The sequence below is a fragment of the Herpetosiphonaceae bacterium genome (assembly GCA_036374795.1).
In the GTDB taxonomy this organism is placed as follows: domain Bacteria; phylum Chloroflexota; class Chloroflexia; order Chloroflexales; family Kallotenuaceae; genus LB3-1.
This window is the reverse complement of record DASUTC010000116.1, coordinates 1-14660: the sequence shown is the minus strand read 5'-3', so window position 1 is coordinate 14660 and position 14660 is coordinate 1. Positions and strand designations below refer to the sequence as shown.

Below are 14660 nucleotides of genomic sequence, written 5' to 3'. Positions count from 1 at the left end.
ACGCATGAAGCGGGTACTGCCGATCCAATCGACGCGATCCCATCCGACGGCGCTGCTGCGCTGGCTGCTCCACGCGCTGGCCTGGGGCCTCGCTGGGCTGCTGCTGATCGTGCTGATGTATCAGGTTCCCGCGCGGCACTCAGTCCACGTCGGCTACAACGACGCGGCCTATGCCCAGGGCTTCAACGATCCGGTCAATCGCTGGGGCGTGCTCGATCCCGAAAGCCACGCGACAGCGCCGCTGCGCTGGAGTCGGGCACAATCGTACCTGATCTTTCCGCAGATCGGTCTTCCGGCGACGGCGACCGTGCGCTGGCGGGCACTGCGTCCACAAGGTGCGCCGCTGCCGACGGTGCGTGTGCTGCTCAATGGGCGGCAAGAGCTAGGCGTGTTTCAGGCCACTGGCGAGTGGGAGACGCATAGCTTCACTATCGACGGCGGGCTGCTCAAGGCCAATGACATCTTTCTTGAGCTGCGAGTCGAGCCGCCGGTCGAGGCCGACGACGAGACGCGCGGCGTGCAGGTCGATCGCGCGGCGCTGGCGACGAGCGCATGGCCGATCCGGCCCTATCCGTCGCAGCTTGCCTACGGTGCCGCCGCGATCGTCCTGGGTACGGCCCTGGTGCGTCGTCGCTTGCGGCAGCTCGCTGTCGCCCTGACGATCGCGCTGGTCTTTCTGCTGCTCTACCGCTTGCAGCTCACGCCCTATCCGCTGCGCACGCTGCCGCCGCTGCTGCTGGTGGCGCTCGGCGCGCTGCTGGCGGTGCGCGCGCTGCCGCAGATTGGCGCTGCGGCCCAGTCGAGGTTGCTGCTGGCGCTTGGCGTCGCGCTGCCGCTGCTGTGGTTCGGCTGGCTGCTGCTGACGGCGCGCGGGCATGTCGCGCTCTCGGTGCCGGGCGTCGAGCGTGATTTTCCGGTCTTTGCGACGCGCGCGACGGCGCTGCTGTGCGGCGCGGGTCAGACGGCCTGTGTGCTGCGCGCCGATGGCTTCTACCAGCTTGGCTATCCCTTCCTGCTCTGGCTGGTCAAGCCGCTCACGAGCGCGAGTGCGTTTCTCGCCGCCCGTCCGATCGCGGCGCTGAGCGGGCTGCTGCTGCTGCTGACGACCTGGCTGCTTGGCCTGATCGTCGCTCCGGTCGAGTCGCGGCGTGGCGGGGCGCTGCTGGCGGTGCTGGCGCTGGCGCTCAGCCCGTTCGTGGTGCGGTACGCGCTGTATGTCGGCACGGACATGCCCTTCGCCGCGCTCTGGACCTCAGCGCTGGCCGCGCTGCTGGTGCCGCGTGTGGCGACGTGGCGCTCGGCGCTGCTGGCCGGTCTGCTGTGCGGCCTGGCCTTTCTGATCCGTCATCCCGGCCTGGTGCTGCTGCCGGTCGGCTGGATCGCGCTGATGGTGCTCGCTCCCGACGCGCCCGAATCGCCGCGTCGCTGGTTGCAGCGCGTACCCTGGCGTTTGTGTGGCTGGCTGACGCTGGGCTGGCTGCTGGGTGCCGCGCCGCAGCTCGTCGTAAACCTCGCCGATACGGGCACTCCGCTCTACAGCCAGCAGGCAAAAAACATCTGGCTGGCGGTCTATGGCAACATCGACTTCGGCGGTCGCTGGCAGGAGGCCGCCGACGATGTGACGCTGCGCGAGATCGTGCTGGCCGATCCGCCGCGCTTTTTCGGTAACTGGCTGCGCAATCTGCAAGCGTTCGTCGGCACCGGCGCTGAGGATACGAGCGAGTTCGGCCAGGCGATCGGGCTGCGGCTGCTGGCGTTTCCGGCCAACTGGCTGGCGCTGCTCGGCCTGGCGCTCTGGCTCTGGCGCGGCGATCGTCGTCACCGGCTGCTCGTCGTCGGCGCGCTGGTGTACGTGCTCGGCGTCTGCATCGGCTTTGTGCTGCCGCGATTTTTCTTGCCGCTCGCGCCGATCTGGGCGCTGGCAAGCGCCGCGCCGCTCGTGTACGCCGCGCGCGTGCTCGCTCAGAGCAGATGGACGCGGCGGCTTAATCTGAGCCGGGCGCAATGGCTGCTGGCGCTGGGCATCGTGCTTGTGGCGGTGCTGGCGCGCGGCCCGCAGATCGGCGCGCGCTACGTGCTGGAGCATCAGGATCGGGCATTGGTGCCGCAAGCGCTGCTGCCCGCGCCCTCCGACTCGTCAATCGCTCGCTACGTGGTATGGCCGTCGCACCAGAAACGACCGGCGCTGTCGTCGCTCGTCGTGGTCGAGCCATATCACATCTTGATAGATCAATGAAGGTTGTATACACGCTTCGCCGACACTGGGTGCTACTGCTGCTGCTGCTGATCGCGTTGGCGCTGCGCATCTGGTATCTCACGATCAATCCGCTGTGGCCGCAGTTCTCCAACGCCGACGACGGCGATTATTTCCAGCGGGCGCTGCGCTTTGCTGTCACCGGCCAGTACGTCGACGATTCCTGGCTGATCCGGCCACCCTTTCATGTCTGGGTCTTCGCGGCCTGGCTCAAGCTCGCGCTGCTGCTGAACCAGGCTCCGTCGTTCGGGGTGCGCCTGATCCAGGGCTTTCAAACGGTGCTCGGCGTGCTGATGGTGCCGCTGTGCTATGCCCTGGCGACGCGCCTGTTCAACCGCCGCGCGGGGCTGCTCTTCGCCGGATTCTGGGCGGTCTGGTTTCCGTTTGTCGAGCTGCCCGCGACGCTCTTCTCCGAGCCGATCTATCTGTTTCTGTTCACGCTGCATCTGTGGCTGCTGCTGCGCTTCGATCAGACCGGACGCTACCGCGATCTGGTGCTCTCCGGCCTCGTGCTGGGCATGGCCGCGCTGACACGCTCTCCGGCGCTGTACGCGCTGGTCTTTGCGGTGCCCTGGCTGCTGCTGCGCAACTGGCCGCGCCCGGAGCGTGGCCTCGCAGAGAAGCTGGCGCGCTCCCAATTGGCGCGGATCGCGCTGCGCTCGTCGGTCGTGCCTTTTGCGGTGCTGGCGGTCTGCACGCTGATCATCGTGCTGCCGTGGACCGCGCGCAACTGGATCGTCTATCAGCGCTTCATCCCGATCGATACGCTCGGCCCGATCAATCTCTGGCTGGATCTCGGCAGCCCCGATCAGCGCAACGCCAAGATCGAGGAACTGCGCCAGCTTCCGCAGGCCGATCGGCAGGCATACGCCTCTGCGCGCGTGCGTGAGATCTTGAGCGCGGAGCCGTTGCGTCCGTTCCGCAACGTCTGGCCGACCTTTCTCCATATCTGGAAGGCGCAGTTTGTCGAGGATTTTTGGGTTAAGCGCAGCTTTTTTACCCGTCCGCTGCGCGAGGCCGCGCCGCTCGGCCTCTTCGGCGATCTGCTCTGGCTTGTCGCCTCGCTCGCAGGCGTGATCGGCCTGCTGCATCCCGCCACCGATCGCGCCTTCAAGGCGCTGCTGGGCCTGTGGCTGCTCTACTCCTTCGCGACGGTGCTGGTCTTTCATGTCGAGCCGCGCTACCTGCTGTCGATCTGGCTGCTGCTGGGGCTGTACGCCGGTTGGACGCTGAGCTACGCCCCGCGTCTAGGGGCCAGCCTGCGCGATCTCCACTGGCGCGGGGCAATCGTCTACAGCACCGCGATCATCCTTGCCGCGCTCTTCTTGACCTATCGCAACTATCCTGAGATCATCGGGCGGGGTGTGCAGCGCGAGCTTTACGTGTGGCGCGGTGATCAGGCGTCTGCGCGCGGCGACTACCAAGCGGCTGAGCGTGAGTATCGCGCCGCGCTGAAGGTCGATCCCGAATTTGTCGAGAGCGAGCTGTCGCTGGCGCTGACGCTGGCTGCGCAGGGCCGCAGATCCGAGGCCCTGGCCGTGCTCTCGTCCAACGACTCGCGCCGCTCCGGGCTGGTCGCGGGTGTGCTCAGCCGTGCCGTTGGCGATGAATCCCATGCGCGCCCGCTGCTCAATCCGGCTGAGGAGCGGGCGGGCGAGGATGCGCAGCGCTGGGCGCTCGATTATGTGCCGGTCGAGCCTCGCGAGTCGCTGGTGCTCGGCGACGATGCGCTCGATCTTGGCTATGTCGCGGGCTTTGCGGGCAGTGAGCGCAGCGGCGATCTGACCTTTCGCTGGCTGCTGGGCGACGGTGAGATTGTGCTTCCCTTGGAGCAGCCGCTTGCCGCAGGGAATACCGTCAGCATGGTGCTCGCCGCGCCGATCCCGCTGGACGGGCCGCTTCAGATTTCGGTCGGTAACGCTCCGGCTGCCGTGCTGCGTCCCGATGCGCAGTGGCGGGTGTATCGCCTGTCCGTACCGCCCGCGCTTGCCGGTCAGCGTCAGCTTCGCCTGCGGCTCCACGCGCCGACCTACCTGCCGATGCGCGCCGATCCGGCCAGCGCCGATCCGCGTCCGCTCAGTGTGATGGTCCACAGCGTGGCGGTGGAGCGGTAGCAGCATGCTTTAGCGGTGGTTGGGCGGGGTGTCACTCCTGCTCATCTCGCTCAACCACCGCTAGCGTCCACTCCGGCCCAGGATCGGGCAGATATTTCTCAATCTCCGCCGGATCGTCGATAACTTCGCAGGATGCGGGAGTAAGAATCCAGAGCACAGAACGCGCTGGCCTTTGACTAACACTAAATAACGCCTGATGTAGACTGTAAATCGGTGTTTCTATAGGGCTTGGTTGGGTAGAAGCAAATATAAGTTGCCAAACTTCCCGCAAAAATGCCCCCTCTTGTTCGGTGAGCGCATCCCAAAAATCTTTGTTGGGTTGTTGTAGAACACGAGCTAACCACCCGATAGCTTTCTCTCTTTCAGCGAGAAGTGCGTCTCTATGTGGACGAGGGTCCAGTTTACTAATCCAGGGAAACTCACCAAATGCCTGTTTGATCCATGTTTCGACATTAGGATCTGCTGCCTGGCCTATTGGATGATCCCTATTCCCAATATATCTTGTCTCAGTCCATTGAGGATTAATGGTTACATATGCAAGACGTGCCCAGCTTGGTGGAAATGTGCTTTTGACATCACCGAAGTAACCCGCATTGCCCCAAGCAGGCTTGCGCAGCCAGAGCTCAACAACAATCGAACCTTCACTATGTCTCAGCTTAACGAGACGGTCGGCAAAGTAATTAGATTTGCTCCAGCTTAATATGTAAGCATCTCCCATTGAACTCCATCTCTCTGCTTGGAATAGTTGTATTGGCATCAATTGGTGGACACGTTCTCCCTTCCAGTACAGCTTATCTATGTCGAACAAATGTGATCTAAAAATACTGCAGCGATCAATCGCGGGAAATTGAACTGCTTCCCATTTTCCTCCACGATCCTGAGATGGGTTGAGAGATAACCATGTATCTTTAGTTACTATGGAAGGATCTTCTGCTGCTAGGAGTTGGCTGAGTTGGACAAAAGGCGAGTCTTGGTTCTTGGATATAAACTCTTCGATTTTTGTTCTTATGGGCAGTTGAAGCCAATCTAATGCCTCCTTTCCAACCTCACTTAAAATAATCTTCTCCCGACTTACCGAGAGAACACCAACCTCCATACTGTGCCAATCTATCTCAACGATTGCATTCTTTAGCGGATTCTCAAATATACTTCTAACGTAAGAGTACCTCACAAAAGGTGCGCTATTTGAATCAAGAGCCATACCTTTCCAGCTCATATAAAGTTTGGCCTGTGGAATGTAAAAGTGACAACCACCAAGCAATCTTATACTGATCTGACCATCGTCTTTCGCCAGGCGTGCAAAAAAGTGTGAGTGCCCTCCCTCAAGCTTAAACACGGGAATATGGATGCGAAAACTTCCTAAGTTGTTGGGAAGGCTGCCCACAACTGTCTCCCATGTCAAACAACTCTGGATCTCGTGAGGTAGACTCTTATAAGAGGCCCATTCCTCTTCGTCTTTCTGGCGTTTAGCTTCGTGCTCCTCTCTAAGTCGAGCAGGCAGCAGCTCATCCTCAGTATTTTGACGTGCTGTGGATCTACTCATCAGTTCTCCGATATCTGACCAAATACCTGACAAGTCGCCTGGCTCTCGCGTCCATCCGGGATTCAGAGTAAGAAGTGCGCCCTTGCTAAGATTCGTAGTCAATCGAACGTTGCACGGAACATAGCGTAACGTGTCATTGAGGTAATCGGCTAATCTAACACGCATGTGATCTTGAAGATTACCATGAGGGGTTTCTAGGGACTCTGAGAACTCGGTTTCAAAGGAGTCATATTGTGACTTTCCAAGCGCTTGGATTCCTTGCTGACTCAACCGCAGCCGCACCTGCGTGCCTTGTCGCCATCCTTGATCCTTCCTCAGCTCACCAAACGATCCAATGCCCTCTGTCTCGAAAGACCAGCCGGTTAGCTCGGCGTCTCCGGCAAGACCGCTGCGGCGTGTGCGGATCTGCACCTGGTCGGCGATCATGAAGTAGCTGAGCACGCCGATGCCAAACTGTCCGGTACGCCCAAGCTCAAACCCTGCCTTCCTACAGCGACGCTCCAATAAGCGCACATCACGGTGATGCGCGTTGCCGCTTACCAGCAGGTAATCACGAATAATCGCTTTGGTCATGCCTACGCCGTCGTCGGTGCAGACCAGCCAGATCTCATCTCCATCGAATTCCAGGCGCACTTCGACCTCATGAATGTCGCCGAGTCTTTCTTCCCACTTGGGATCGCCCGGATGCTGCCTGTTCAGCCGCTCATACGCGATCTGCTCACGTACCGCGTCAAAAGCGTTTTGCAGCAGCTCACGAATGGCAACCATCTCATCGCCATATAATTCTTTGCCGGATAGCAGTTGCAGCAGTTTTTGAGTGTCGGGGCGAAATGCGCCGTCGATATATTCGTAGGCATCGTGCCGGGGACGAATGTTACGGCGCACATCGGGAAGAATGTTCCACTGATGCGGGAGCGGTTCCTCTTGAAAATTGGCGATTTCAAAACGTTTCTCATCGTCAATTCGGCGCACAAGTTGCAGCTCGGCCTCGATGTCGTCGGTCATGATCTCGATCGCGCGGTGAATCCGCGCATCCGGCGACTCGGCGGAGATGGTCAGCCGCCGGTTGTCGAAGAGAGAGGTGACGGAATGATCTTTATACCAATAGATAGCGCTGCCTGGGCTCACAGCGCGGTGCTGGAAGACGACCTCCGGCGTTCGCTCAGGATCGAACTCTAGAATATCGGCCACACGCAGCACAGCCGCGAGGTAGCGCAGATGAACGACCATGCCCGCACTTCCCACGGGCTTGGGATCGAAGCGCGTCTCCATGAGCTCGGCATAGCCTTGATGATGGCTGCGGCACAGCGTTTTGAGGTCTTCGATCCATTGGGCGTAGGAGCCAAGCTTTTGTTTTTGCTCGGTGAAGTTGTCGTCGATCCACTTCTCGCTCCAATCCACATGGCGTGCGCGGCAGTAGTGCGTGATGAGCAATTGCGCTTTACAGAGCGTCGCCGGTGTGGGCGTGCCCTCGGCAAGCGGAATGGTTATATCTTCGTTCCAATCGTCGAGCCAGGTTTGGAAGGTGTCGATCTGTGCTTGATCAAGTCCTTGACGGTCGCCGGTGAGCAGGTAATCATGGTGCGATCTGAGCAAACTCTGGCCGGGGGTCATCCCAATATCGTGGAGGTAGGCGGACAGCAGCAGGAGCGCTAGCTCGTAGGTCGATAGCTCCGCTAAAACATCGTCCGGTATAACATCGACCATGCGCTCGGCGACTCGGAAGGAATGTTCTGCATCGTGTAGCGTGAAATCCAGCGGAGCGGTGCCTCCTTGATTCAAGATCTTCTGGATGGTAGGCAGCCACACTTGAAGCGTGGTTCGGACGGGTTCGGCTTCCGGTTTGTCAGTTTGCTCAAGCAGTTGCCATAACTTCGTCTGACGCCAATCGTATGTTCCGCTCTCAAGTGGTGCTGTGCTCATCGCTCCGCTCCTTCACATGCATGCATCACCAGCCATGCTGATGGGATAGATGCTTATGATGCCCAGCGCTGCTTCGCGCAATACGAGTGTATGTTATCGTCGGCAAGGATTGAACAGGGGAATTAGTATGTGTGAGTATCGTTCTGCCCAAGCATAGTGTAGCAGAGCTTGCAAGCGATCGGCTTTGCGAACGATGAATATGGCTGCTAGGAGTTGTATGGAGATCTACGCCGGAAATGCACGTGAGGTAGCGCGGCGCGGCTGGTTCGTCGGCCACTTCATGGGCCTGCCCGGCGCTCCGCTGCACTCATCAGAGGTTGAGAGCAAGTGGGGCGATCATCCCGCAGGCCAGACCGGCGCCACGTGGTCCGCCAACGACGCCACGACGATCAGCATTCTGGTGCGCGGACGCTTTCGGATCAGCTTTCCCGATCGCGATGTGCTGCTGGAGCATGAGGGCGATTTTGTGCTGTGGGGGCCGCATGTGCCGCACTCGTGGCGGGCCGAGGCCCGATCGTCGTCAGCATCCGCTGGCCTTCACGCGAGCCCCTCTGAAACACCCATCTCCGTTCTCTCCCGATTATCTCTGGGGTTCTCAAACGAACATGAATCTTGTATTATTGCTGGTATATCTTTTCTCCACCACAATAACAAACTAGAACTTGGTGTAGGAGCTTGGAGATGAAAATATTTATTAGTTGGTCGGGGCGACGGAGCCGACAAATAGCAGATGCTATAGCCCCCTGGTTGAAAAGGGTTTTTCAGACTGCCCCGGTAGAAGTCTTTGTATCGACCGTAGATATCCGTGCTGCTGCAAGATGGAGTGAGGTTATCAATGCAGCATTACGGGAGAGTGTCTTTGGTATTTTGTGCCTTACACCGGAGAACTTGAAAGCTCCCTGGTTATTGTTTGAAAGTGGTGCTTTATCAAAAACTGCTGGTGAAGGCTCTGTGTGTCCCTACTTATATGACCTCGAAGCTAGCGACCTTAAACCACCACTAGAGCAATTCAATGCTGTTAAGGCCGATAAGGCTGGTACAAGAAAGCTGGTTTTTGCGATCAATGAGATATTAGGCGACCAAAAGGTCTTTCAAGGTCAGCTTGACATTAACTTTGACTACTTGTGGGCAGATCTTGATAAGGAATTAAATGAAATTCCATCTGTTCATTCAGATATTTCGATTGGCCTTGGTCATCTTAATCAAGAATTAGCTGATACACTGGCTGAAGTACGAGACAGGAAGTGGTTTGCGGAAAATAGATACTTTACACAAGTAATATTTGATTCATTACAGCAGGTCAAAACTAGCTTAAAGGAGGCTGGTCCTTATTATGATGTTCCCCTTACTTTGTATCCTTTGCATTTGGTTAATTTGCTAAAGACATTTAATCCAGTTGTGAAAGCTATCGCTATAGTTGATGCCATTGAGAAATTTTGGCCCCAAAAGGAGGGTGAGGAGATACGAAAAGCAACTAACAAAGATAGTACGCGAGTTTTCGTATTCCGTGAACGTGATCATCTAAAGGCCAATCTGGCAATGTTGCTAAGACACGCTAGCCAGTACAACGTTTATGCCTTGAGCTTCAATAGATTGGCTGGTGAATATCCAGATTACGTTCAAGATTTTAGTATCGTTGGAGGTGCATCAACACCACTCCTTGCCTACTATGCCGAGTCATCATCTCAGGAACGAGGTGCGCTCCCTCTAAAGATGATTCGTTTTTCTACCCTTGCCTCCGAAGTATCCAGGCATGAAGAGGCTATATCTGGAATTCTTAAGATTGCAATTCTTATTGATAAGACGATAAATGTGGAGGATGATCGGCAAGTAGAGGATTTGTTAGACAAAGTCTTTACTCCTGAATTTAGGGCATTTGGAAAAAGACAGGTAGAGATGTCGTCTTATATAGAAGTTACTGAGTATGATGAACATGAAGAAGAACATGCCTATTACTCACAAATGATGGATAAAATGATTGAACTTATAAATCAGTACCGAAGTGATACAAGCTCTGTGGAGCGAGTTTTAGAGCTGGGTGCTGGAACAGGAATATTTACGAAGAGGTTAGCACAGCTTGAAAACTTAGACATTGTCGCTATGGAGATTGACTGGGCGTGCTTCCATCTCTTAAAGAAGAACATGGCACGCTTGATATCAGACATGGAATGCCGAAATACAAAATTTGAGCCGATGAACAAAGATAGTAGACGATACAATCCAGGTGGTAAGTTTAAGTTTATCGTCTCTTCTTTTGCAGATCATCACATCTACTTTTTGGATAAACCTAAATATTTTAGAAATATCCAAAGTAATCTTGAAGATGGTGGGGTTGTCATTGTTGGAGATGAATTTTTGCCGGAACATGATGATAAAGATGATAATGCGAGGAAACGAGCTTTGGAATTGTATCATCATCATATAATTTCTATTGCCAAGGCAGAAAACCATCCGATCTTGGAACGTTTAGAAGAAGGAGCCTTAGAGTCTGGGCTAAAAGGATGGGGAGACTTTAAAGTTTCTTGTGAACATTATGAAAGACTGCTAAAGTTGATGGGATTCAACATTATATTTAAGTGTAAAATTGGCCCAACTGATATTGATAATGTGGGTGGTGTATATGTTTATGCCTTCACGAAATGAGAGAAGCTCTCTTTTATTTGCTCGAAGGATCATGCGTGCCTTCCGCAGCCCTGCCCTAGATGAAATTATGGATAGGCAGCTATCTTAAACACAAACGAGGCGAGCATTATGCTCGCCCCATCCGCGATTGAAGTCGTTACTTGACCTCGACCGACGCGCCCGCATCCGCCAGCTTGGCGCGGGCAGCCTCGGCCTCTTCCTTCGACACGCCTTCCTTGACCGGCTTCGGCGCGCCGTCGACGAGATCCTTGGCCTCCTTCAGGCCCAGGCTGGTCAGCTCACGGACCGCCTTGATCACGTTGATCTTGTTCGCGCCCGCCGCCGTCAGGATCACATCGAACTCGTCCTTCTCGACCACCGCCGGAGCAGCCGCGCCGCCGTCGCCGCCAGCCGCAGGAGCCATGCCGCCCATCATCACGGGAGCCGCGGCGCTCACGCCGAACGCCTCTTCCATCGCCTTCGACAGCTCAGCCGCCTCAAGCAGCGTCAAGCCCTGGATCTGCTCCAGAATATTCTGAACTTTCTCGGATGCCATTGCTTAGGTTCTCCTATAGATAAAGTGAATAGATCAATATCAAGCTGCCGCTCAGCAACCTGAGCGCTGCACGATTTTCCTTCTATGCCTCGGTGGCTGCGCCGCCAGGATTCGCCTTGCCCTCGCCGACCTGCGACAGGATGTAGGCGATGTTGCGCATCACGCCGTTGAGCGCGCCGACGATGCGGCTGGCCGGAGCGTTCACGCCGCCCATGATCCGGGCGATGCTCTGCTCGCGGCTCGGCGTGCTGGCAACCCGATCCAGATCGCCGCCCGTGAGCCGGGTCGTGCCCAGCATACCGCCGCGCACGGTCATCGCCTTCTTCGCGCCCTTCAGGTAATCGTTGAGGGCTTTCGCCGCCGCCACGGGATCGCCGTAGGCCAGAGTCAGCGCGACCGGACCGCCCAGGAACTCGTCGAGGCCGGTGATGCCGATCTCGTTCGCCGCGATCTTCGTCAGCGTATTCTTGGCGACGATCACTTCGGCGTTGGTCTTGCGCACCGCGTTGCGCAGATCGGCCATCTCGGCTACCGTCAGGCCACGGTACTCGCTGACCAGCGTCAACTGTGAGCGGCCCAGTTTATCCTTCAGCTCTTCGACAGCAGCCAGGTTTTGCTTATTCGGCATAGATTCACCCCCTTTGCAAACAAAATGGTTTCGCATGTCCTAGACAGCGAAACCACACAATACACGCAGCCATCAATCGTGGCATCTGATGCATCTGGGTGCCTCGGCAGGTGGCTGGGCCATTAAGCTCATTGTGAGCGCCGGCTGTCTAGGGCTATGCAGTTATAAGAATAGTGCTATTGCCTGGAGTATTCTACCACACAATAGCCCAAAAGGATCGCGTTATTCTTGGGCGACGCTCAAGCTCTGCGCCGCGCTGATGTCGATCGGAATGCCAGGTCCCATCGTGTTGGTCAGCGTGATGCTCTTGATGTACACGCCCTTCGCGCCGCTCGGCTTAGCCGCCTTGACGGCATCCATCAGCGCCGCAAAATTATCGCGGATCTGCTCGGCGCTGAACGAGGTCTTGCCGATCGCCACGTGCAGCAGGCCGGTCTTATCGTTGCGGAACTCGACCTTGCCCCGGCGCAGCTCGCCGATCGCGCGGGCCATATCCTGAGGCTGCACGACTGTGCCGCTCTTCGGGTTGGGCATCAGGCCACGCCGACCAAGGATGCGGCCAAGCTTGCCTACCTTGCCCATCATGTCGGGCGTCGCAATCGCCACGTCGAACTCAAGAAAGTCTTCTTTCTCGATCCGCGTGATCAGGTCGTCCGCGCCGACAACATCCGCGCCTGCCTGCTCCGCGAGGCGCGAGGCGTCCCCCTGCGCAAACACGGCGACACGCACCTGCTTGCCGGTGCCGTGCGGCAGCGAGACAGTGGTGCGCACCTGCTGGTCCGCGTGGCGCGGATCGATGCCGAGCCGCAGATGGGCCTCGACGGTGCCGTCGAAATTCGTGTAGGACGTATCCTTGACAAGCTGCGCTGCCTCGTCGGGCGAGTAAATGCGGTCGCGATCGACTTTGGCAGCCGCCGCCAGATACTTTTTACCGTGCTTCTGAGCCATGAATATTCTCCTGTGGTGATAGCGAGCCGATGCTCTCCCACCCTAGACATAATCGTGCTGCGCCGAGTGCTTTGACGACTCGAAGCGCAGCCGTTGCAGTATATCAGATCTTGCTAAATGTACAAGGACTCTTAGGAAGCACAAAGAACAACGAAACCGGGTGCCATGCCCAAAGGGCGCCCGGCGCACAAAGACGTATGAGCGCAGCTCAGGCGTATCAATCCTTTGTTCTTTGTTCTTTGTCTGGCTGTGCTCCCTATTAGTCGCTGATGGCGATGCCCATCGAGCGCGCGGTGCCAGCGATGATCTTCTCCGCCCCCTCGACGTCAACCGCGTTCAGGTCGGCCATCTTGGTTTCGGCGATCTGGCGCAGTTGCGCGCGACTGATCGATCCCGCGACCGCGCGGCTCGGCGTGCCGGTGCCCTTGTCGATCTTCGCGGCCTTGCGCAGTAGATCGGCGGCGGGCGGCGTGCGCGTGATAAAGGTAAAGGAGCGGTCCGAGAACACCGTAATTTCGACCGGGATGATCATCCCGACCTGGGACGCGGTGCGCTCGTTATACTCCTTACAAAAACCCATGATGTTGATGCCGGTCGCGCCCAGCGCGGGGCCGACTGGCGGTGCCGGATTGGCCTTGCCAGCCGGAAGCTGGAGCCGTACGACAGCGGTGACTTTTTTTGCCACGGATACCTCCGATAAAAGACTGTATCAAAAGCGAAAGCGTCAAGAGCGTCCAGGCGTTATCCGTCGGGAAGCGCCTGCATCACTCGATCGAATGGCGCATTTCTTTCTAATCTACCAGTCGCATGACCTGAAGAAAATCAAGCTCGACGGGCATGTCGCGGCCAAAGAACGACACCATCACCCGCACACGACCCTTCTCCTGGTCGATGGCATCGACGGTGCCCTCGAAATCGGTGAACGGTCCATCAGTGATCTTGACGGCCTGGCCGACCTGGTAGTTGACCCGCACCTTGGGCGCTTCCTCTTCCATCTGCTTGAGGATCGCCTTGACCTCGCTGTCTTCCAGCGGTGTGGGCCGCGTGCCCAGGCCAACAAATCCGGTGACGCCGGGCGTGTTCCGCACAACGTACCACGAGTCGTCGGTCAGCTTCATCTGCACCAGAACATAGCCTGGAAAAACTTTTTTGTTGACCGTTCGACGCTGACCGTTCTTGATCTCGATCTCTTCCTCGGTCGGCACGACGACGCGAAAAATCTGGTCGCTCATCTCCATCGATTCGATGCGATGCTCCAGATTTTGCTTGACCTTGTTTTCGTAGCCCGAGTAGGTATGGATCACGTACCAGCGGATCTCTTCACCTTCTGGCGGTGTTACTCGTGCTGTTTCATCACGTTCGGCCACTTGTCGCCTCCCAGCTCAACGCCAGCAATGATCCTATACCAGCAGGCCGTAGAGCGTGTTGAGGGTCAGATCCATCAGTCCCAGCACGGCACCCATAACCAGCGAGATCGCGATAACGACGTACGTTAGCCGCAGAGCCTCTTCGCGGGTCGGCCATACGACTTTACGCAGCTCCCCGCGCGTTTCTTGGAACCAACGCTGGATGCCGCCTTCTTGTTTGCTGTCTTTGACCACGGCCACTGTGCGCTCCTTTTAGACCGCTGTTCTCGGTCGGTGTAGGCAGCGAGACGCCTGTCTCGCGGTTCGGTCGATCGTGTGCCTGACGCTACTTGGTTTCCCGGTGCGGCCGATGGACGCGGCAGCGCGGGCAGTATTTCTGAAGCTCCAGACGGCCCTGGTCGTTCTTGCGGTTCTTCTGCGACGTGTAGTTGCGCTCGCGGCACTCGGTACACGCCAGGGTGATAACGATGCGATTGCCCTTCTTTGAAGCCATGTCCCTATCCTTAGAAGTAGCTAAGGGGTGAGGGATGCGTGATCCCTCACCCTGCCGTGTGTGCTATGCGAGTTACTCTTCGATCTTGGTGACGACACCGGCGCCTACCGTCCGCCCGCCTTCGCGGATCGCGAACCGCAAGCCTTCTTCGATCGCCACCGGCACGATCAGCTCCACGCCCATCTGGACGTTGTCCCCCGGCATCACCATCT

General features: G+C 57.4%; 13 protein-coding genes. 4 read left to right on the top strand and 9 right to left on the bottom strand.

The window, feature by feature from the left end; translation table 11 throughout:
- Positions 1-4: 4 nt before the first annotated feature.
- The gene (locus tag VFZ66_07730; protein ID HEX6289065.1) at positions 5-2236 is read left to right on the top strand and encodes a hypothetical protein; all 2232 of its coding nucleotides are present in this window, start codon (positions 5-7) and stop codon (positions 2234-2236) included.
- Positions 2233-4368, top strand: a complete 2136-nt coding sequence (locus VFZ66_07725) for a glycosyltransferase family 39 protein (protein HEX6289064.1) — start codon at positions 2233-2235, stop codon at positions 4366-4368. Before VFZ66_07730 ends, VFZ66_07725 begins: the two co-directional genes overlap by 4 nt.
- A 31-nt stretch (positions 4369-4399) precedes the next feature.
- On the opposite strand, the gene VFZ66_07720 is transcribed toward VFZ66_07725, so the two are convergent.
- Positions 4400-7834: a hypothetical protein gene (locus VFZ66_07720; GenBank protein ID HEX6289063.1), complete on the bottom strand. Its 3435-nt coding sequence runs from the start codon at positions 7832-7834 to the stop codon at positions 4400-4402.
- Positions 7835-8051: 217 nt separating this feature from the next.
- On the opposite strand from VFZ66_07720, the gene VFZ66_07715 reads away from it, so the two are divergent.
- Together VFZ66_07715 and VFZ66_07710 are read left to right on the top strand one after the other, a co-directional pair.
- Positions 8052-8519, top strand: coding sequence for a hypothetical protein (locus VFZ66_07715; GenBank protein HEX6289062.1), 468 nt, complete (start codon positions 8052-8054; stop codon positions 8517-8519).
- A complete protein-coding gene (locus tag VFZ66_07710) occupies positions 8516-10477 on the top strand; it encodes a methyltransferase domain-containing protein (GenBank protein HEX6289061.1) in 1962 nt (653 codons plus the stop codon). Before VFZ66_07715 ends, VFZ66_07710 begins: the two co-directional genes overlap by 4 nt.
- 136 nt (positions 10478-10613) lie before the next feature.
- Here VFZ66_07710 and rplL read toward each other — a convergent pair whose 3' ends face one another.
- The 8 genes from rplL to tuf all read right to left on the bottom strand — a co-directional run.
- The gene (gene rplL, locus VFZ66_07705; GenBank protein HEX6289060.1) at positions 10614-11012 is read right to left on the bottom strand and encodes a 50S ribosomal protein L7/L12; all 399 of its coding nucleotides are present in this window, start codon (positions 11010-11012) and stop codon (positions 10614-10616) included.
- An 82-nt stretch (positions 11013-11094) separates the two neighbouring features.
- A complete protein-coding gene (rplJ, locus tag VFZ66_07700; GenBank protein ID HEX6289059.1) occupies positions 11095-11640 on the bottom strand; it encodes a 50S ribosomal protein L10 in 546 nt (181 codons plus the stop codon).
- A 222-nt stretch (positions 11641-11862) separates the two neighbouring features.
- Positions 11863-12588 (bottom strand): 50S ribosomal protein L1, encoded by a 726-nt coding sequence (rplA, locus tag VFZ66_07695; protein HEX6289058.1) that lies wholly within the window; start codon positions 12586-12588, stop codon positions 11863-11865.
- A gap of 259 nt (positions 12589-12847) precedes the next feature.
- Complete coding sequence (gene rplK / locus VFZ66_07690; GenBank protein HEX6289057.1) at positions 12848-13273, bottom strand: 50S ribosomal protein L11; 426 nt, start codon at positions 13271-13273, stop codon at positions 12848-12850.
- A 106-nt stretch (positions 13274-13379) separates the two neighbouring features.
- The gene (gene nusG, locus VFZ66_07685; GenBank protein ID HEX6289056.1) at positions 13380-13904 is read right to left on the bottom strand and encodes a transcription termination/antitermination protein NusG; all 525 of its coding nucleotides are present in this window, start codon (positions 13902-13904) and stop codon (positions 13380-13382) included.
- An 84-nt stretch (positions 13905-13988) separates the two neighbouring features.
- Positions 13989-14195 (bottom strand): preprotein translocase subunit SecE, encoded by a 207-nt coding sequence (secE, locus tag VFZ66_07680; GenBank protein HEX6289055.1) that lies wholly within the window; start codon positions 14193-14195, stop codon positions 13989-13991.
- Positions 14196-14280: 85 nt separating this feature from the next.
- Complete coding sequence (gene rpmG / locus VFZ66_07675) at positions 14281-14448, bottom strand: 50S ribosomal protein L33 (protein HEX6289054.1); 168 nt, start codon at positions 14446-14448, stop codon at positions 14281-14283.
- A 72-nt stretch (positions 14449-14520) separates the two neighbouring features.
- Positions 14521-14660 (bottom strand): elongation factor Tu (gene tuf / locus VFZ66_07670; protein ID HEX6289053.1); only part of this gene is annotated, 140 nt, incomplete at its 5' end.

Bases quoted from the DNA above. Each gene is read 5' to 3' on its own strand.
- VFZ66_07725 (HEX6289064.1), top strand. From the start codon at position 2,233: ATGAAGGTTGTATACACGCTTCGCCGACACTGGGTGCTACTGCTGCTG.
- rplJ (HEX6289059.1), bottom strand. From the start codon at position 11,640: ATGCCGAATAAGCAAAACCTGGCTGCTGTCGAAGAGCTGAAGGATAAA.
- rplA (HEX6289058.1), bottom strand. From the start codon at position 12,588: ATGGCTCAGAAGCACGGTAAAAAGTATCTGGCGGCGGCTGCCAAAGTC.
- VFZ66_07720 (HEX6289063.1), bottom strand. From the start codon at position 7,834: ATGAGCACAGCACCACTTGAGAGCGGAACATACGATTGGCGTCAGACG.
- VFZ66_07715 (HEX6289062.1), top strand. From the start codon at position 8,052: ATGGAGATCTACGCCGGAAATGCACGTGAGGTAGCGCGGCGCGGCTGG.
- VFZ66_07730 (HEX6289065.1), top strand. From the start codon at position 5: ATGAAGCGGGTACTGCCGATCCAATCGACGCGATCCCATCCGACGGCG.
- rpmG (HEX6289054.1), bottom strand. From the start codon at position 14,448: ATGGCTTCAAAGAAGGGCAATCGCATCGTTATCACCCTGGCGTGTACC.
- rplL (HEX6289060.1), bottom strand. From the start codon at position 11,012: ATGGCATCCGAGAAAGTTCAGAATATTCTGGAGCAGATCCAGGGCTTG.
- VFZ66_07710 (HEX6289061.1), top strand. From the start codon at position 8,516: ATGAAAATATTTATTAGTTGGTCGGGGCGACGGAGCCGACAAATAGCA.